We start from the raw sequence: 18529 nt of genomic DNA on the forward strand, positions 1-18529 counted from the left end.
CTATTACATAATTCGGGTTTAAAAAATAAGACGAACCATTTATGCTGGAAAAATATTTATCGGGGCAGAAATCAAAATACAGCTCAAAAAGGGTAAAAAATATGAGCAAAACAAATTAATGTTTTGCTCATATAAAATCAAAGTGCTATATACTTTTACAGCCTATTCAGCTTGGTTTAATACTTTATGACCGCCTTTCATTAAATGCACATCGCGCTTGAATAAACCAACATCAGAAAGCACCATGTCTTCTACCAACATTTTCAAGTCATACTTTGGCTTCCAGTTTAGTTTTGTCATCGCTTTATTTGGATCTCCAATAAGTAAATCTACCTCCGTAGGTCTGAAATACGCGGGATCAATTTTAACCAAAACATCCCCTTTTTTAACTTTAAAGTTGGAAGTTCCAAGAACATCAAAAGCTTTTTCCTTATCAATTGACTCTAGAATTCCTTTCTCTTCTAAGCCTTCACCTTCAAATTTCAAAGTGAATCCAACTTGATCAAAAGCCATTTTAATAAAATCTCTAACCTTAGTAGTAACTCCTGTAGCTATCACATAATCTTCCGGTTCTTCTTGCTGAAGAATCCTCCACATAGCATCTACATAGTCTTTAGCATGCCCCCAATCTCTCTTAGCATCTAGATTCCCCATGAATAAATCTTTCTGAAAACCTAAAGCTATTTTGGCAACTGCTCTTGTTATTTTTCTAGTCACGAAAGTCTCTCCTCTTAAAGGAGACTCATGATTGAAAAGAATACCATTACATGCATACATTCCATATGCTTCTCTATAATTCACAGTTATCCAATACCCGTAAAGCTTTGCTACTGCATAAGGTGATCTTGGATAGAATGGTGTAGTTTCTGATTGAGGTACAGCCTGAACCAAACCATACAATTCCGAAGTAGATGCCTGATAGATTTTAGTTGTTTTTTCCATCCCTAAAAGTCGTACAGCTTCCAAAATCCTCAAAGTACCTATACCATCAGCATTTGCTGTATATTCTGGTGTCTCAAAGCTAACTTTAACATGGCTCATTGCTGCCAAGTTATAAATCTCGTCAGGTTTGGTTTCCTGTATAATCCTTGTCAAATTCATAGAATCAGTAAGGTCACCATGGTGAAGAAATAACCTTTTATTATCCTCATGAGGATCCTGATACAAGTGATCAATTCTATCTGTATTAAATAAGGAGGCTCTCCTTTTTATTCCGTGGACAATATACCCTTTAGATAATAGTAGTTCTGCAAGATAAGCACCATCCTGTCCGGTAATACCTGTTATTAAAGCCGTTTTCATAGACATCTAATTAATGAGCTGTTAAAAATATAAATTTTATCGTTATAATTTGACCTGTTTGTATTGGTCAATATTCTTTAAAAACCATTTATAGGTGTCCCGGACACCATCTTCAAGTCCAATTTTCGCTTCCCAGCCTGCTGCCGCCATTTTGCTCACATCCATAAGCTTACGAGGAGTACCGTCAGGTTTTTCACTATCCCATTTTATCTCACCTGTATGCCTTGTGACTTTTTGAATCAACTCGGCCAATGATTTAATGGTCATGTCCTTCCCCGTTCCAACGTTGTATAGATTATCTTTAAAGCTATTTTCAACAGCAAAAACAACAGCTTCTGCCATATCTGTAACATGTAAGAATTCCCTCATTGGAGCTCCGGAACCCCAAAGCGTAACCGGACTGTTTCCATTTTCTTTAGCCTCATGAAATTTCCGGATCATTGCAGGCATCACATGAGATGTTTCAAGATCAAAATTATCATATGGACCATAAAGGTTAGTAGGCATTAGACTGATAAAGTCTTTCCCGAATTGCTTCCTTATAGCATCACAAGCTTTTACCCCGGTGATTTTAGCCAATGCATACCATTCATTGGTAGGCTCCAAAGATGAGGTAAGCAGGCTTTCCTCCTTTAAAGGCTGAGGTGCCAATTTGGGGTAAATACATGAACTTCCAAGGAATATAAATTTCTCTACACCAAACTGATGGGAATAATTAATCAAATTATTCTGAATCAACATATTATCCATAAGAAAGGTATAAGGATAATTGTTATTTGCCAAAATACCACCTACTCTAGCTGCTGCATCAATAACTATTTGCGGCTTTTCCTTTTCAAAAAAATGCTTTACTGACAATTGGTTTGTTAAATCCAAGTCTTTGCTACTATAACCTAATAGGTTTTTATAGCCTTTAGCTTCTAGAGACCTTTGAATCGCAGACCCCACCATACCCCGATGACCTGCAATATAAATTTTAGCATTTTTATCTACCATTTCCTTAATTTAGTAAACTTGGATTTTCTTTTTCTAATCGTTCATAGACCTTCTTAACATCTTGAGCATTCTTCCGGTTCAAAACAAGAATTGCATCATCGGTTTCTACCAAAACAACATCTTCCATACCTATAAACTCAACATGCTTCCCAGTTCCTAAAACCAAATTCTCACCTACCCTCTCTTTACTACCAATAGGATAATATTCGAATAAAGCTTCAAAAGACCCCATATCTGACCATGAAAAATTTGAAGGTATAACTTTTATCTTGTCAGAACGCTCCATAACTGCATAATCCACACTAATTGAAGGTATTTCCATACTCAAATCGAGTGGAAGAAATCCTTCTTTAGCATTTTCCATAGCCGCTTTTGAAGTTTTCAGTACTTCGGGTTCATATTTCTGTAACTCACTTAAATATGTGCCGGCTGCAAAACAAAACATACCACTATTCCACAGAAAATTACCCTGTGACAAATAAGCCTTAGCTTGCTCCAATGCTGGTTTCTCCCTAAACCCAAGCACATTATTTCCTTCATGTTCAATGTATCCAAAACCTGTTTCTGGTTTACTCGGGATTAAACCAAAGGTCACCAAATCCCCATTCTTTGCCAAAGCAACTGCTTGGCTTAGATCAGCATTGTATTTTTCTTGATCTCCAATTAAATGATCTGATGGAGTCACTAACATTATTGCATCTTCAGGAAGAGATAAAGCAGCAAAAGCTATTGCTGCCGCTGTATTTCTTGGTGCAGCCTCAACAAGCTCGATGTAATCGGTGGTAGCTGTTTTTTTTAAAATATCCCTAGAGAGCTGGTAATTGTCTACCCCTCCTACAACCATGACTTGATTACAAATTTCAGAATTTCTAATCACCGTTTTTTCAAAAAGTGACTGCCCTCCAAAAATTGGCAAATATTGCTTGGGTCTACTTTTCCGGGAGAGTGGCCATAAACGACTACCTACACCTCCTGATAATACCACATTAACGACTTTCATGTATTTGTATTTTTTGCTTTTATTGGCAGAACTAGGCCTATTACTATGTCTGACCACAAAATAAATTCAATTAAAACTTAATTTAGGCTCATTAAACTTTTTTCAAAAATAGTTGGTCACAATAAAAATACCCAATATAACTGGTTGTTCTTTAATTTGTTAACCTGACAAAACAATATACTTTCAAAGTATGTCACAAAAGTAAATAAAAAAATCAACAGTATAAAGAATTATTTAAAATACATTTTTTAATATTTAAAAAACAATTAAAAGAATTTAAAAACTAAAACACCTGCTGTTTTTAAAAAAATCAATATTTTTATAATTCGATAGTTGAAGTATGGCCAATAATTTCGGTACTTTCGGATTTTAACCCTCAAAGTATGACTGAAAAGCTTAATTGGTATGTTATGTATACCGCACCAAGAGCAGAAAAGAAAGTAGCTCTTAGACTCAAAGAAAAAGGAACTGAAGTTTACCTGCCCCTGATTGAAGAAATCCGGCAGTGGAGCGACAGGAAGAAAAAAATACAAAAACCTCTATTTAATGGCTATATTTTTGTACATACAAGCAAAGAAAGATTATGGGAGTCCTTACAGGTTTCCGGTGCTGTGAAGTTTATCAACTTTTCTGGAGAGCATTCATTCATTCATCAGGATGAGATTGACACCATACAACGAATCATTGAAACGGGCGTTTCAGTGGTGGTTGAAACAGACAACATAGAAAAGGGTGAAATGGTAAAAATACTAGGCGGACCTTTGCAAGGTTTTCAGGGAGAATGCATAAAAAAATCAAATCAGGATTATTTTATCATACGAATTCCAAGCATTAACCAAAGTATGCTCGTCAATGTTCCAAGAAAATTTTTGGAAATCATCTGACAATATATTACCACATCATTAAAAAAAACGCAATATTTTTAATAACTTAGCCTATCGAATAGGGATTTTGATTTCATATTGTTAAAAAACCGTTGATCCGATCAAATTAAAACATATCACATTTTTATGGAAAAGCACACCTATGGCACCGGACTTATTGGCAATTGCAGTTACATTGCCCATATTGAAAAAAACACAAATATAAGCTGGCTCTGTATGCCTAGGTTTGACAGTGATTTTTTATTTGGAAGTATGCTCGATAAGAAGCGAGGTGGGGAATTCACAATTCTGCCTCCACACGAAAATTACACTTCAAGGCAGGAATACCAAGAAAATTCAAATGTCCTAGATACTTATATAGAAACCTCAGAAGGGGAAGCCTATAAAGTCACTGATTTTGCACCTAGATTTTTCAACTATGACAGGTACTATAAGCCCTCCATGTTAATAAGGAAAATAGAACCCCTTAAAGGTGAGCCTAAAATTAAAATTAATTGTTTCCCTGTATCTGATCATGGTAAATATAAATTAAAGGCAATCCCTGAAAGCAATCATATACAATTCTCAGGAAGAGATCAAGAAGTGAGGCTTACTACAAATTGCTCCATAACCTACATAATGGAGGATCAGGCTTTTCATCTTCAGAAAACAGTATATTTGGTTCTGACTTATGGAAGCCCATTAGAAGCACCAATAGAAAGTACTGTAGAAAAGTTTTTGAATTCCACACTCAAATATTGGAGAAACTGGGTCAAATCTACTAGCATACCTAATTTTCATCAGCGATTGGTCGTTCGTTCTTCATTGGTATTGAAAATTCATCAATACGAAGACACTGGAGGAATCATTGCTTCCTCGACATCTAGTTTACCCGAATCTCCAGGGTCAACCAGGAACTGGGATTATAGGTACTGTTGGATGAGGGATGCGTATTACACATTGAATGTATTTAATCATCTTGGACATTTTGAAGAGCTGGAAAGATACTTTGAATATCTGCAGAACCTCCCTACCGATAATAGAGGGAGATACCAGCCATTGTATGCAATAACAGGCTCTGCAAAACTAATAGAAGTCATTTCTGACCTTGATGGTTATAGAGGTGAAAAGCCTGTCCGGTTTGGTAACGATGCCTATACGCACATACAAAATGACTTATACGGTCAAGTTTTGGTCAGCTTACTTCCACTTTATGCCGACAAAAGATTTGTAGAGTCAGAGAAAAGTCACTCCAAGCCTTTTATATACAATCTTCTCAACAAAATAGAGGAGACTATGGATGAAAAAGATGCTGGCCTTTGGGAATTTAGAAATTTAAAGCAAGAACATTGTTACACTTTTCTATTTCATTGGGCTGGTTCATGCGCGGCCATCAAGATTGCTGAAAGGATGGGTGATACAGAAATGATGGAAAAAGCCCTAGACCTTAAAAATAAAGCAATTCAGAAAATCGAAGCCTGCTATATCCCGGAAAGAAAGGCTTATGCACAAGCCATAGGGACAAAAAACATGGATGCCAGCACATTACAACTAATCACTATGGGCTATTTCGGAAATGACATTGAAAGGGCCAATGACCACCTTAAAGCCTTGGAAGAGGATCTATTGGCCAAAAACTTTCTGTTTTACAGATACAAACATCAGGATGACTTTGGCGAGCCAGAAACAACTTTCTTAATTTGTGCCTTCTGGTATATCGAAGCATTGGCCTGTGTCAATCGCCTTGATGAAGCCATGGAAGGATTTGAGACACTAAGCAAATATTGTAACCATTTGAAACTCTTTTCGGAGGATGTTGACCAGCATACTGGTAGCCAATGGGGTAATTTCCCTCAGACTTACAGCCATGTAGGATTACTTAATGCAGCTTACAGAATTGACAAAAAACTAGACAAGCCAAATTTTATCCTCTGATAGAATTTGACTTGTCTAATGGGTCATTCTTAAGTCTTACTACCAAAATCAGGTCCTGATCTAATTTCAAATAACCATAATCATAACAGTAAATATATACATTACCTTTTTTGTTGGTGTAGGAATGGGTTCCATATTTAAATAGAAAACCACTCTCCAAAAGTTTTTCTCTGGATATTTTAGCAGTGTCATTCTCTTCATTGAGAATACCTGCTAAAATATTTCTATTTTTTTTCAACGCATTGTTAATGTTCCGAATCAGATTATTACTCCCCGACTTCATTTTATTGTTGAAGTGATTCCGACAATAATCATCACAAAACCGTTTATCTGACCTTCCACTTAATGGATTTCCACAGTCCTCGCAATATTGATTCCGCTTTGTCATCTTTTGTTAAAATGCTTAAACAAACTTAATATAAGCATAAAAAAGAATTTAAAAACGTTTGTAGTCGTTTACAAACGTTTACAAACGGAAATAAACGAATACAGTCGGACTAAATTATAGCCTTGTTCTCAACTTTGTATTGTTCCAAATCGGAATTAATTTAATCAATAACGCTAAACATTAAAGTCATGAACAGTATTAAAAACAACGTACAATTAATTGGTAGACTAGGAGCCAAAGCTGATTACAAAACAGTAAAAGGAGATACACCAATGGTAAGATTAAACCTTGCGACCAACGAGGTATATAAAAACAATAAAGGTGAAAAAGTTGAGGACACTTATTGGCACAACCTTGTTGCTTTTGGGAAAACTGCTGAAGTCATTCACAAATACACCGATAAGGGTTCTGAAATTTGCATCCAAGGAAAACTGGTAAATCGATCCTATGAGGACAAAGATGGGCAAAAAAGATACATCACGGAAGTACAGATTAGCGATGTGTTGCTTATGGGGGACAAATCCCAGTCCAACTCTTAAAACCAAAATTTCTTTAGAGAAAAGATGGAAACACAAAAGGCCGACAACAATTATAAAACCGTTGCCGGCCTTTTTCCCTAACAATTAAACACCTAGAACATGAAATGACTAGACTCACGACTGTCTAATTATTTGAGCATTCCTTTTTTATATTTCATAATGCCTCCGTTTTTATCATTTTTAAACTTATATTTTTACCTTTATTTATAATTGATAGAAGTTTTAATCACTTATTTGATACTACCCAGAAAAATCATCAACCTTTCAGTCAAAGACTTGATCTTTGATTATCCTAAATAAACAAAATAACATTATGATTGTACACCAAGTATATTTTTGGCTCCACGAGCCTGAGAAAAATTTAGATGCTGTAATCGATGGTTGTAAAAAGATAGCCAATACCAAAAGCGTAAAAAGCCATGCTATAGGCAAGCCTGCAGCTACAGAAAAGCGCGAGGTAATTGATGACAGTTATCATATCGCCTTAGTAGTTAATTTCGAAACTATCGAAGACCACGACCAGTACCAGGTCGACCCAATACACCTACAATTTATCGAAGACCATAAAGAGAAATGGTCCAGTGTTAAAATCTATGATTTCGAAGTATAATTATACCAAAATTTGCGATTAACAATAAACCACGCAACTTTTACACCATCATTATCAGGTCAATATTTTAACAAAATAAATTAATAAAGTAAGCTTTGAGCTAGATCAAAGGGCAAAAAATAAAAGCTATTGCTAGGTACATAGGTATTTTCAAAACTACCATTACCACCCTTTAACTACACTGATATTAATATATAAATAAAGATATTGACCTGACATTGATTATTGACCACCAAATAGCCAGTTAATCTTATAAGCCCATCACTTGTCGAAGGAACAAAAACTAGGCTGATATAAATTTACCGATCGTTTACAGTTAAAATCACTCCTCTGACAGAATGAAACTTAAGCCTTGGTTCTACTAAGCCTTCTTTTCAATGCTTTTGAATTAGAAGCAAGAGGGCGGCCTTCCTGAATTCAAAAAAGTCGCCCCTACATTTATTTATTTACTTTTTCAATAATCACATTGTGATTGGTATAAATACAAATGTCAGCAGCTATTGTTAGGCTTTCCTTCACCATTTCCTCTGCTGTAAGATTTGCTGCAAACTTCTTTAAAGCCCTAGCGGCAGACTGTGCATACATGCTTCCAGAACCAATTGTTGCTATTCCCATATCAGGCTCGATTACATCCCCTGTACCAGAAATAATTAGTATATCTTCAGCATCAGCTACTATCATCATGGCCTCCAATTTACTCAACATTCTATCAGTTCGCCATTCTTTAGCCAACTCCACTGCAGCACGTTTCATATTATTACTGTAGGCACCCAACTTTTCCTCAAACTTCTCCAAAAGAGTAAAAGCATCCGCAGTAGACCCTGCAAATCCAGTTACAATCTTACCTCCCTGTAATTTCCTTATTTTATTTACACTGCTTTTTGCAATTGTATTGCCCATTGTAGCCTGGCCGTCCGCTCCAATTGCAACTTGGCCTTCATGCTTTATTGCGACCACTGTGGTCGATTTTATTTTTTCCATCGTCGTTTTTAAAGTATTTGGCAATAACCGTACTAAAAACAAAAAGTCCTATTTCTAGGACTTTTTGACATATTTACAAATCAGAATTGTCAGATTAACAACCTAACTGGGTCTTCAAGTAAACTTTTTAGCGTTTTAAGATAGGCAGAACCTACGACACCGTCTACAACTCTATGATCACAAGAAAGGGTAACTTTCATCACATTGCCTATCTTGATTTCTCCATCCTTCACAATTGGGGTTTGTTTGATTCCTCCTATAGCTAAAATACAAGCATCAGGTGGATTGATTATGGCAGTAAACTCCTCAATCCCAAACATACCAAGATTGGAAACGGTAAAGGTATTGCCTTCCCAGTCCTTTGGTTGTAATTCTTTGTTTTTGGCTTTCCCTGCCAATGATTTGGCTTCTTTAGATATCTCCGAAAGAGATTTGCTATCTGTGAAACGTATAACAGGTACCAATAAACCATCATCTATAGCAACCGCCATACCGATGTGAACATGGTCATTGAATCTAATTTTATCCCCCATCCAGGCAGAATTAACCGCAGGGTGTTGTTTTAGTGATACAGCCGCCGCTTTGATAACCATATCGTTGAATGAAATTTTGACGGGAGCTACCTCATTCATGCTTTTCCTGGCCTCCATGGCCTTGTCCATGTTAATTTCCATGGTCAAGTAAAAATGAGGAGCTGTAAATTTGCTTTCTGCAAGACGCTTGGCAATTACTTTTCTCATTTGAGAAACTTTCACATCCGTGTAGGACTCTTGTCCAATAGCTGCTCCACTACTTGCTTCATTGCCCGAAGCACTTGCGGTAGCTGCCACTTTTGAAGGATCAAAATTCTCAATGTCTTTTTTAATAATTCTTCCACTATCGCCTGATCCCTGAACCAAAGAAATATCTATTCCTTTTTCGCTAGCTATCTTTTTAGCAAGTGGGGAAGCCTTAATACGGCCAGTTTCCGTGGAGCTTGCGGTAGTATTGGTCGGTGCACTCTCCTTTTTGACTTCTTCAGTTTTGGTTTCAGACTTATCGTCTTTAGGTGCTTCCGATCCTCCAGAAGCTTCACTAGAAGAAGTTTTCTGTTGGTGGGCTTTAAGTAGGGTTTCAAAATCTGCCCCTTTGTCACCTATAATAGCTATTACGCCATTCACTTCTACAGCATCGCCTTCATTCACTCCTATATAAAGTAAGGTCCCATCATCATAGGATTCCAACTCCATAGTAGCTTTATCTGTCTCAACCTCAGCAAGGACATCACCGGATTTAACCTCATCTCCTACTTTCTTTAACCAGCTAGCGATGGTACCTTCCTGCATGGTATCACTCATTTTAGGCATAGTGATTACCGTAGCTGCAATTCCCGAAACATCAATATCAACAGTAGTCTCTTTAGCTTTTTCTGAGGATTCGCCTTTGGATTTATCCTCCTCAGGAGCACTTTCGGTGTCATCACCTGAATCGATACCTTTCAAAATATCGTCTATATTTTCGCCTTCTTCACCCAATATAGCAATGATTCCATTGACAGGCACAGCATCTTTTTCCTTAACTCCAATATGGAGCAAAGTACCCTCATCATAAGACTCTAGTTCCATGGTAGCTTTATCAGTCTCCACTTCTGCCAGAATATCTCCGGGTTTTACTTTATCACCTACCTTTTTCAACCATTGTGCGATTACCCCTTCTTCCATGGTATCGCTCATTTTGGGCATTCGTATTATCTCGGCCATAAGTTAAATTATTCGAATTCATATTTTCAGCAATCCAAAAATAGTTCTTAAAATATGTTTATTCAAATTTAATAATAGTATTTTCACGTAAGATAGATTTGTGAATTGAGTAAAACCATAGAATGCCAGCAGTTAAAATATCGAATTATTACCGTAATCAGCTTCTTTTCAATGGTCACCTACAAACCATTTACCCCGCCATCTTTCGAAAAAAAGTTGATTTACCATTTGAAAGGGAAAGAATTAAAACCCCTGACGGCGATTTTTTAGACCTAGACTGGCTTAAAGGGGGTAGTAACAGTTTGGTCATTATTAGCCACGGACTGGAAGGCAACAGTCAAAGGCCTTATATGACAGGAATGGCCAAAGTGTTTTTTGATGCAGGGTATGATGTTTTAAATTGGAACTTCAGAGGTTGTAGTGAATCGATGAATACAAAACCTATTTTTTATCATTCAGGAGCCTCTTATGATTTAGATCATGTAGTCTCACATGCCTCAACAAGATATTCAGACATTCATCTAGTGGGGTTTAGTTTAGGTGCAAACATTACTCTGAAATACCTAGGCGAAACATTTTGGGAAAGTAAAAAGAACATAAAAAAAGCTATAGCTATTTCTGTCCCTTTGGACTTAGGAGGCTCATGTGATAAAATAGACCAATTAAAAAACAAATTGTATGCATTCAATTTCCTTCATTCCTTAAAGCAAAAAATAAAGAAAAAGGCCAAAGTTTTCCCTGAGAAATTTTCTACCAAACAGCTTTCGAAAATAAACACTATTCGGGCTTTTGACAATGAATTCACGGCTCCTTTACATGGTTTCGGTGATGCTGATGACTATTATAGTAAATGTTCCTCACTTCATTATTTACCCAAAATAAGCCACCCTACTTTGGTTTTAAACGCACGAAATGATCCTTTTTTGAGTAATTCATGTTTCCCTATTGTAAAAGAAGAATATTCGGAAAATTTATTTTTTGAATACCCAAAACATGGTGGTCATGTAGGTTTTAGCCCAAGATCAGGGCAAGAAAGATTCTGGTCCGAAACCAGGGCTCTGGAATTTATCCAAAGTCAAAATATTAATTAAGATTTTGAAATAATAATTATGTGTGGAAGATATTCGCTCGCAAAATCAAAAATCGAACTTGAAGATAGATTTCAGGCTGAAATGCTTGAAGATTTCAAGCCGAGGTATAACATTGCACCTTCGCAATTAGTCCCTGTAATCACCTCAGACAGCCCTAAAGGCTTTTCTCATTTTTATTGGGGAATCACCCCTGCATTTGCCAAAAACAAACCGGTAGCCAATAAGCTTATAAACGCCAGGGCTGAAACGATTACCGAAAAAGTATCCTTTAAAAATGCCTTTAAAAAGCATCGATGCCTGGTACCTGCAGACGGTTTCTATGAATGGAAAAAAGTGGGTAAAAAAACCAAAGTCCCCTACAGGTTTGTTTTTCTCAACGAGTCGCTCTTTTCATTTGCTGGAATTTGGGAGGAATTTGAAACTGAAAAAGGCGAAATCGCACATACTTTCACTGTGCTGACTACCCGACCTAACCTCCTTACCTCTGAAATTCATGATAGAATGCCAGTTATTTTAAAAAAGGAAAATGAAGAAAAATGGCTCAATCTTGACAGTAGTGAAGAAGATCTTTTGGCCATGCTCCGTCCATATCCTGACGAAGAAATGACTAAATACACCGTCTCTCCTATGGTTAATCAGGTGGTAAATGACAGTCCATTTGTCATAAGAAAAACTTTACCTATGGATCAATTTGGCAACTATACTCTTTTTGGCTAATGCATTCTATAAAAATTATTGATCTGAAATTTCAACAGGCGGAAAAAACAATTGCTAGTTTTCTAATCCAAGGAAAAGAAAAACCAGTGTTGGTAGAAACCGGGCCGCATAGTACCTGGAAAGAATTAAAAAGCTATCTAAATCTACAGGGGTTTAAGCCTGGTGATTTAGGGGCTGTACTCCTTACCCATATCCACTTTGATCATGCTGGATCTGCTTGGGAATTCGCTAATGAAGGTGTGAAAGTTTTCCTCCACCCTAAAGGTTTACCCCATTTAGCCAATCCTGAAAGGCTTTGGAAATCTGCGGCTAAAATTTATGGAGATGAGCAAATGGACAAAATTTGGGGACCAATGGAGACCATAGATGAAAACTTGCTTGTAGCAGTGAATGATAACGAAAAAGTAGTTATTGGGGATTTGAATTTTACTGCCATTCATAGCCCAGGCCATGCAACACATCATATTGCTTGGATGTTGGAAGATGTCATCTTTACAGGTGATGTGGGAGGCGTAAAGATCACTGATGGACCTGTTGTCCCCCCTTGCCCTCCCCCGGACATTAATATTGAGGCCTGGAAATCATCAATAAAAAAAATATTAGACTACCACCCAAAAGAATTGTACTTGACTCATTTCGGTAAAATCAGCAAGCCAAAGGAGCACCTTAGTGAACTTGAAGTAATAATTGATGACTGGGCAATGTGGATGAAAAAACAATTTGAGGAGGGGCTTTCAGCTGCTGAAATCACACCTCAATTCATGGAGTACACCAAGCAACAAATGATTGACCAAGGCGTAGACAAAAACCTGCAAAAACTATATGAGTACGCTAATCCAAGCTGGATGTCTGTAAGTGGTTTATTGAGATATTGGAAATTAAAGCAGGAGAATCGACTTTAATTTTTTGGGTCTGCATTGATAAACCAAAATTGATTTTTCAATTAAAATTAACATATTTGTTTTCCAACTAATCTTAATTGCAAAATGCTGAAGTCGATTATAACAGGTGCAGGACATTACCTACCAGAAAGAGTTGTAACCAACGATGACCTTTCTGAGATGATGAATACCAATGACAAATGGATTGTAGAAAGGACAGGCATCCATGAAAGAAGGTGGTTTACACCTGGAATTGATACAGTCACAAGTATGGCTAAAAACGCATCTATTATGGCAATTAAAAATGCTGGAATAGAAAATAAAGCAATTGATTTTATCATTTTCGCTACAATAACTCCTGATTATTTCATTCCTGGAAATGGCGTATTGCTCCAAAGAGAACTTGGCTTGCAAGGCATTGGCGCTTTGGACGTAAGAAATGCTTGCTCAGGATTTTTGTATGCCCTATCTGTTGCCGACCAATTCATTAAAACAGGTATGTACAAAAACATATTGGTCGTAGGTGCTGAAATCCAGTCCTCCGCCTTAAATAAAAATGATGAGGGCCGGTCAAGTGCTGTGATTTTCGCAGACGGGGCAGGTGCTGTGGTTTGTAGCGCTACAGAAGAAGAGGGCCGAGGAATACTTTCTACTCATTTACATGCAGATGGTGATTTTGCTGAAGAACTTTACGTAAAGGACCCAGGTAGCAGTAGAGAAGTAAGGGTTTCTCAAGAATTAATAGATAGCGGTTCATTTAATCTTTCTATGAACGGAAACACCGTCTTTAAACATGCGGTATTAAGGTTCAAAGAGGTAATTGAAGAGGCCTTAGCTGCTAATAATTTCGAAAGCAAGGATATTGATTTACTAATACCCCACCAAGCAAACCTCAGAATAAGCCAATACATCCAAAATAAAATGGACCTTAGAGACGATCAGGTCTTTAACAACATCATGCATTACGGCAATACTACCGCGGCAACAATTCCTATTGCTATAAGCGAATCTATTCAACAAAATAAAATCAAATCAGGAGACCTTGTGTGCCTTGCTGCATTTGGAAGTGGATTCTCTTGGGCTTCAGCCATTATAAGGTGGTAGCTTACCATAAAAATAATCCCCCTTTTGACCAATTATTGCCCCTTACACTAGACAAGGCATTATTTGAAAAAATAAGCCTAGCCAAAAAGGCGTTTATCTCTATTCTTTCTTTGGTAGGAAATACTATTCCGCTGGAAAAATTAGCGCGTATACATATTAATCAAAAGGGAATAAAGATCAGTCAGGGAAACGAACTACAGGGTTGCCCTTTTCAAGTATTAGATATTGTTCGCGATTTTGATGTGAATCATGGTTTGAATCTAAGGGTTCTGCATTGGTGGGGGCGTGGCGCCTACTTATTCATTTATTTTGGTTCTCAACACCCTAAACTTCAAGCTACCGAAAACTTATACAGCTGGATAAAAGAGAATTCTTTCAACCTGTGCAAAGGAAACCTATGGGATTACAAAAGGATTATTGATGAAAAGAAAATTATTCTCAGTGAAAACATTGAACGGGACCAATTAATTGAGCACCTTAAAAGTGAGACTCCATTTCAGATAATAAAACCAATCCCAATAGTAGACAGGCCAACATTTGAACATAATTTAGTAAAAGAAATCACGGAAGCATTGACATGGATGGACGCCAAGCATATTTAATTTTAGTTCTGAAATAGCTTGGTAAACAGAGTAAAAAAGAAAAACTATTAAACTTTTCCCTAACTAAATATAATTTTTTAACTATATAATGTAAATTGGAACCAAGATTGTGTGCATTCCGTATGACTTTATAAAATTGATAAAACACTCATGAAATATACATTTGCCTGGCTTTTGATGATTTTTTATGTGTCTTCCTCATTTGGACAAGGCCAAGTGGTGAACCTTTACAATAAAGACTCAACCCTTATGGGTAATGGAGTAATGCTCAATAACAAAATGGACGGTCTTTGGAAGTTCATTAATCCTAAAACCAATAGTTTAATTCAGCAAGGCAATTTCAAAAATGGATTGAAAGATGGTCAGTGGATCATTTATTTTTCAAACAAACAAAAGCACATTGTAGCTGATTATAAAGACAATAAAAGGAACGGTTCATTTTTAGAATATGATTTAGGAGGGGCGCTAATAAAAAATGCCGTTTATCAAGACAGCGTTTTGGTTGGACCTTATAAAGAGTATTATGGTAATCAGAGTAAATCAGGATTAGCCAATCCAAAACAGGTTAAAACAGAAGGCGACTATTTGAATGGTAAAAAATCAGGCAAATGGATTTTCTATTTTGAAAATGGAGAGAAGGCTGTTGAAATAAACTATAAAGAAGGAATTAAAGACGGCCCTTACAAAGAGTATGACCCGTTTGGAGAGTTGATTGTAGAAGCCAACTATGTCGACAACCAACCCGATGGGCCATTTAAAAGATTTTCACAAACGGGACGAATTCAAGAATCCGGAGAATACAATGCAGGAAGAAGAGTAGGTAAATGGACAAGTTATTTCCCTGACTCCAATATTTTGGAATCAGAAAAATTCTATGATAAATCAGGTCACAAAACTGGAACTTGGAATTATTATTACGAAAACAAAAGAGTAGCAAGGGTAGAACGCTATGAAAATGATATCCCTGTAGGTAAGTGGGAAGAATATTTCCCAGACAAGTCAGTATCCAAACAAGTAACCTATGATTTGGGTGTTCCGGTGGGTGAATATATAGAAAACCACAACAATGGAAAACCATCAGTAAGGGGTCAGTATGAAAATGGTTTTCGATCAGGAATTTGGAAAAGCTATTATCCAGAGGGTAAAATCTATTCAATTGGAGAATACAAAAACGACTTGAAATCAGGGCTTTGGAAATATTTCAATAAAATCGGAATATTAGTGGCTGAAGGCAAATACCAATTAGGTGCAGAACAAGGACAGTGGTTTTATTATTATGATGGCGGTCAGTTAAAATCAGTAGGAAGCTATTTACTGGGTCAGGAAGATGGTATGTGGGGACTTTTTTACGACAACAAACAACTTACGCAAGAGGAAACATGGGATTTTGGTAGGCTTTTAAATGTAAGTACCTACAACAATTATGATGGATCCAAAACTTTAAACCCTGGCACCTTAAAGGATGGAAATGGCACAAGAATCACCTATTATGTAAATGGGGTAAAAGAATCTGAAGGCAATTACAAATCTGGTAAACCTGAAGGCGTGTGGAAATATTACCATGATAATGGTAGACTCGCCTCTGAAGGAAAAATGGAAGATGGTAAAAAAGAAGGGTCATGGAAATACTACACTCGATCTGGAAATTTGGAAGACATCTTGAAATTTGAAAATGATGAGGTACTTGCAGACGACGTTCCTGAGGAAAGTGATTTATTTCAAGATTTCAATTAAAATCAAAACAAATCTGCATTTAATAGGTTAAGTAAATAAAAAAATATGTTTGGCCTATTTAGAAAGAAAACTCAGCTCGAAAAACTTCAGCAGTTATACAAGGACTGCTTGGAAAAAGCACATAAAGCATCTCATCACAATAGGCAGCTTTCTGATAATTTAATGGCAGAGGCTGAAGTCATTGCAAAAAAAATAGATGCATTGAAAAAGGGCTAATCTACAATTATTGAAATTATTATTAGTAAAAAGAAAAAATAATAATTTTTCCTTTTTACTATGGTATCTTCAAGCAAACAAACCAGTTCTATTCTGAGGGAATATAAAAACTTGGAACACTTATTGCCGTTAGTATTAATATCACTAATATTAATGTGCCATGAAAACCTTAAAAAGTAATCGGTCGACATTCCCAGTTTCTATGAAAGTTTTAACCATAGGAATCTTATTGTTTTTTGTAGGCAGTATTCAAAATACAAATGCTTTACCAGTTTCAGTTTCATTTCAGGTATTTTATGATGAACTAAGCCCTTACGGAGATTGGATAGAAGATCCAAATTATGGTTTTATATGGGTTCCTTACGTAGACCAATCTTTTCAACCTTATCGTACAAATGGGCATTGGGTAATGTCAACCTATGGCAACACCTGGGTTTCTCAATATGATTGGGGATGGGCTCCTTTCCATTATGGAAGATGGTTTTTCAGTGACTTCTACGGTTGGGCTTGGATCCCAGGATATGAATGGGGACCAGCTTGGGTAAACTGGAGATCAGGTAGAGGCTATTATGGATGGTTACCTCTTGGTCCTCAAGTTTATTACTATAGCTCAGCTCGATATAATATCTATTCCCATTGGGTTTTTGTACCTAGACGCAGGTTATTAAGCAGAAGGATTCACAGGTATTTTATGCATGGTAGAAATGTAAATGTCATTTACAATCAAACTACCATTATCAACAATACCTATATCCACAATAACAACAGGTACATTGCCGGACCAAGCCGTTCTGAATTGCAACAAGTAACTAGGCGTAATGTCCCGGTTTTTGAAGTTCGACAAGGAAGAAGACCAGGAAGAACTTCAGTAGGAAATAATACTATCAGTGTGTATAGACCACAGGTCTCAGCGAGATCCTCATCAAGAAATGCAGTAAGTTCTAGACCGAAAAAGTATGTAAGTGCAAAGGAATACGGTAATACCCGGTCTACTTTGAATAGTCGTACAAATGTTAGGTCTACTAATAGAGCGACCACAAGAAACTCTAACGTGAGGTCTGAGGCTCTTAGGGAAAGTAAAACACCCACATCTAGACCTGCTGCAAGAAGCGCTGTGAAACCTACTACTGATAGAAGTAATACGCAATCGAGGAGAGTAGCTCCTTCTGTTAACCCCAGTAATTCCAGGTCAAATAACAACATTGGAAATACAAATAGCAGAAATAGAAATAGCAGTACTCCTCCGATTAGTGGCGTTATTAGGAGAAGTACCACTTCACCTAACAATGGCAACACACGCAGAGTTACACCAAACAATCAACAAAACAGGAGATCTACGGTATCCCCTTCCCCTAGAAGTAATACCGTAACTCCTAAACAAAGTGTGACAAAACAACGGTCATCTACTCAAAGACAGGTAATTAAATCTTCACCTGTTCAAAGTAGACCAACTCCAAAAAAGGTCACTCCTTCAACTAGAAAAAGTAACAGTGTTCAAAGAACGCCTCAAAGAACCAATTCAAGGGTTAAATCTAATAGCAGTAGTAGCTCTCAAACAAGAAGCACTTCTAAAAGCTCTCAACGATCTACCAGAAGTACTTCACCTTCAACAAGGTCATCTAGATCGACTAGAGGCAATTAAATAAAACTGGTATTGAGAGACAAAGAATACCAAGATATATGGCCCTTGAATTAGGGCTTCTTGCTGATTTATTAATTACCTGATAACCAGCGTAATAATTAACAAAAACATAACACAAAAACCCCGAATTTAGCTGTTTAAAGCTTTTTTCGGGGTTTTCTTTTTTGTATTTTAAGGTTGCAGAATAAA

At 36.8% G+C, this 18529-nt stretch carries 18 protein-coding genes; 12 read left to right on the top strand and 6 right to left on the bottom strand.

The genetic code is table 11. The features are described from left to right. Positions 1–162: 162 nt before the first annotated feature. From gmd to AC13EX_RS01295, 3 genes are read right to left on the bottom strand one after another with little or no spacing between them, the layout of a single operon-like run. Entirely contained in the window at positions 163–1302 is a 1140-nt protein-coding gene (gene gmd / locus AC13EX_RS01285; protein WP_048640546.1) for a GDP-mannose 4,6-dehydratase, read from the bottom strand. A gap of 42 nt (positions 1303–1344) precedes the next feature. Further along, positions 1345–2298 carry a GDP-L-fucose synthase family protein gene (locus tag AC13EX_RS01290; RefSeq protein ID WP_482891233.1) on the bottom strand — a complete coding sequence of 318 codons (954 nt, stop codon included), beginning with the start codon at positions 2296–2298 and terminating at the stop codon, positions 1345–1347. 4 nt (positions 2299–2302) lie between these two features. After that, positions 2303–3298, bottom strand: a complete 996-nt coding sequence (locus AC13EX_RS01295) for a mannose-1-phosphate guanylyltransferase (protein ID WP_482891234.1) — start codon at positions 3296–3298, stop codon at positions 2303–2305. A gap of 383 nt (positions 3299–3681) precedes the next feature. Here AC13EX_RS01295 and AC13EX_RS01300 point away from each other — a divergent pair, with 383 nt between their 5' ends. Then, positions 3682–4182: a UpxY family transcription antiterminator gene (locus tag AC13EX_RS01300; protein WP_482891235.1), complete on the top strand. Its 501-nt coding sequence runs from the start codon at positions 3682–3684 to the stop codon at positions 4180–4182. A 126-nt stretch (positions 4183–4308) separates the two neighbouring features. Further along, positions 4309–6096, top strand: a complete 1788-nt coding sequence (locus AC13EX_RS01305; RefSeq protein WP_339714796.1) for a glycoside hydrolase family 15 protein — start codon at positions 4309–4311, stop codon at positions 6094–6096. Here AC13EX_RS01305 and AC13EX_RS01310 read toward each other — a convergent pair. Next, positions 6086–6484 (bottom strand): hypothetical protein, encoded by a 399-nt coding sequence (locus AC13EX_RS01310; protein ID WP_482891236.1) that lies wholly within the window; start codon positions 6482–6484, stop codon positions 6086–6088. The genes AC13EX_RS01305 and AC13EX_RS01310 overlap by 11 nt on opposite strands. A 188-nt stretch (positions 6485–6672) precedes the next feature. On the opposite strand from AC13EX_RS01310, the gene AC13EX_RS01315 reads away from it, so the two are divergent. After that, a complete protein-coding gene (locus tag AC13EX_RS01315) occupies positions 6673–7023 on the top strand; it encodes a single-stranded DNA-binding protein (protein ID WP_048640551.1) in 351 nt (116 codons plus the stop codon). 313 nt (positions 7024–7336) lie between these two features. Next, positions 7337–7633: a Dabb family protein gene (locus AC13EX_RS01320; protein ID WP_482891237.1), complete on the top strand. Its 297-nt coding sequence runs from the start codon at positions 7337–7339 to the stop codon at positions 7631–7633. Between the two features lie 438 nt (positions 7634–8071). On the opposite strand, the gene hslV is transcribed toward AC13EX_RS01320, so the two are convergent. Next, positions 8072–8614 carry an ATP-dependent protease subunit HslV gene (gene hslV / locus AC13EX_RS01325; RefSeq protein WP_048640553.1) on the bottom strand — a complete coding sequence of 181 codons (543 nt, stop codon included), beginning with the start codon at positions 8612–8614 and terminating at the stop codon, positions 8072–8074. A gap of 89 nt (positions 8615–8703) precedes the next feature. Next, on the bottom strand, positions 8704–10353 hold the full coding sequence (locus tag AC13EX_RS01330; RefSeq protein ID WP_482891238.1) for a pyruvate dehydrogenase complex dihydrolipoamide acetyltransferase: 1650 nt from the start codon (positions 10351–10353) through the stop codon (positions 8704–8706). Between the two features lie 122 nt (positions 10354–10475). Between AC13EX_RS01330 and AC13EX_RS01335 the strand changes: the two genes are divergently transcribed. From AC13EX_RS01335 to AC13EX_RS01370, 8 genes are all read left to right on the top strand, one after another. Further along, positions 10476–11444: a YheT family hydrolase gene (locus AC13EX_RS01335; RefSeq protein ID WP_482891239.1), complete on the top strand. Its 969-nt coding sequence runs from the start codon at positions 10476–10478 to the stop codon at positions 11442–11444. Between the two features lie 18 nt (positions 11445–11462). Beyond that, entirely contained in the window at positions 11463–12161 is a 699-nt protein-coding gene (locus tag AC13EX_RS01340) for an SOS response-associated peptidase (protein WP_482891240.1), read from the top strand. Then, positions 12161–13063, top strand: a complete 903-nt coding sequence (locus tag AC13EX_RS01345; RefSeq protein ID WP_482891241.1) for an MBL fold metallo-hydrolase — start codon at positions 12161–12163, stop codon at positions 13061–13063. Before AC13EX_RS01340 ends, AC13EX_RS01345 begins: the two co-directional genes overlap by 1 nt. A gap of 84 nt (positions 13064–13147) precedes the next feature. Then, on the top strand, positions 13148–14146 hold the full coding sequence (locus AC13EX_RS01350) for a 3-oxoacyl-ACP synthase III family protein (protein WP_482891242.1): 999 nt from the start codon (positions 13148–13150) through the stop codon (positions 14144–14146). A gap of 35 nt (positions 14147–14181) precedes the next feature. Then, positions 14182–14748, top strand: coding sequence for a hypothetical protein (locus tag AC13EX_RS01355; protein WP_482891243.1), 567 nt, complete (start codon positions 14182–14184; stop codon positions 14746–14748). Between the two features lie 150 nt (positions 14749–14898). Next, complete coding sequence (locus tag AC13EX_RS01360) at positions 14899–16482, top strand: toxin-antitoxin system YwqK family antitoxin (RefSeq protein WP_482891244.1); 1584 nt, start codon at positions 14899–14901, stop codon at positions 16480–16482. Between the two features lie 45 nt (positions 16483–16527). After that, positions 16528–16698: a Lacal_2735 family protein gene (locus AC13EX_RS01365; protein WP_048640561.1), complete on the top strand. Its 171-nt coding sequence runs from the start codon at positions 16528–16530 to the stop codon at positions 16696–16698. 160 nt (positions 16699–16858) lie between these two features. Then, positions 16859–18340, top strand: coding sequence for a DUF6600 domain-containing protein (locus AC13EX_RS01370; RefSeq protein WP_482891245.1), 1482 nt, complete (start codon positions 16859–16861; stop codon positions 18338–18340). Positions 18341–18529: the final 189 nt, after the last annotated feature.

This window comes from Cyclobacterium sp. L-R (assembly GCF_056859355.1).

Bases quoted from the DNA above. Each gene is read 5' to 3' on its own strand.
- gmd (WP_048640546.1), bottom strand. From the start codon at position 1,302: ATGAAAACGGCTTTAATAACAGGTATTACCGGACAGGATGGTGCTTAT.
- AC13EX_RS01290 (WP_482891233.1), bottom strand. From the start codon at position 2,298: ATGGTAGATAAAAATGCTAAAATTTATATTGCAGGTCATCGGGGTATG.
- AC13EX_RS01295 (WP_482891234.1), bottom strand. From the start codon at position 3,298: ATGAAAGTCGTTAATGTGGTATTATCAGGAGGTGTAGGTAGTCGTTTA.
- AC13EX_RS01300 (WP_482891235.1), top strand. From the start codon at position 3,682: ATGACTGAAAAGCTTAATTGGTATGTTATGTATACCGCACCAAGAGCA.
- AC13EX_RS01305 (WP_339714796.1), top strand. From the start codon at position 4,309: ATGGAAAAGCACACCTATGGCACCGGACTTATTGGCAATTGCAGTTAC.
- AC13EX_RS01310 (WP_482891236.1), bottom strand. From the start codon at position 6,484: ATGACAAAGCGGAATCAATATTGCGAGGACTGTGGAAATCCATTAAGT.
- AC13EX_RS01315 (WP_048640551.1), top strand. From the start codon at position 6,673: ATGAACAGTATTAAAAACAACGTACAATTAATTGGTAGACTAGGAGCC.
- AC13EX_RS01320 (WP_482891237.1), top strand. From the start codon at position 7,337: ATGATTGTACACCAAGTATATTTTTGGCTCCACGAGCCTGAGAAAAAT.
- hslV (WP_048640553.1), bottom strand. From the start codon at position 8,614: ATGGAAAAAATAAAATCGACCACAGTGGTCGCAATAAAGCATGAAGGC.
- AC13EX_RS01330 (WP_482891238.1), bottom strand. From the start codon at position 10,353: ATGGCCGAGATAATACGAATGCCCAAAATGAGCGATACCATGGAAGAA.
- AC13EX_RS01335 (WP_482891239.1), top strand. From the start codon at position 10,476: ATGCCAGCAGTTAAAATATCGAATTATTACCGTAATCAGCTTCTTTTC.
- AC13EX_RS01340 (WP_482891240.1), top strand. From the start codon at position 11,463: ATGTGTGGAAGATATTCGCTCGCAAAATCAAAAATCGAACTTGAAGAT.
- AC13EX_RS01345 (WP_482891241.1), top strand. From the start codon at position 12,161: ATGCATTCTATAAAAATTATTGATCTGAAATTTCAACAGGCGGAAAAA.
- AC13EX_RS01350 (WP_482891242.1), top strand. From the start codon at position 13,148: ATGCTGAAGTCGATTATAACAGGTGCAGGACATTACCTACCAGAAAGA.
- AC13EX_RS01360 (WP_482891244.1), top strand. From the start codon at position 14,899: ATGAAATATACATTTGCCTGGCTTTTGATGATTTTTTATGTGTCTTCC.
- AC13EX_RS01365 (WP_048640561.1), top strand. From the start codon at position 16,528: ATGTTTGGCCTATTTAGAAAGAAAACTCAGCTCGAAAAACTTCAGCAG.
- AC13EX_RS01370 (WP_482891245.1), top strand. From the start codon at position 16,859: ATGAAAACCTTAAAAAGTAATCGGTCGACATTCCCAGTTTCTATGAAA.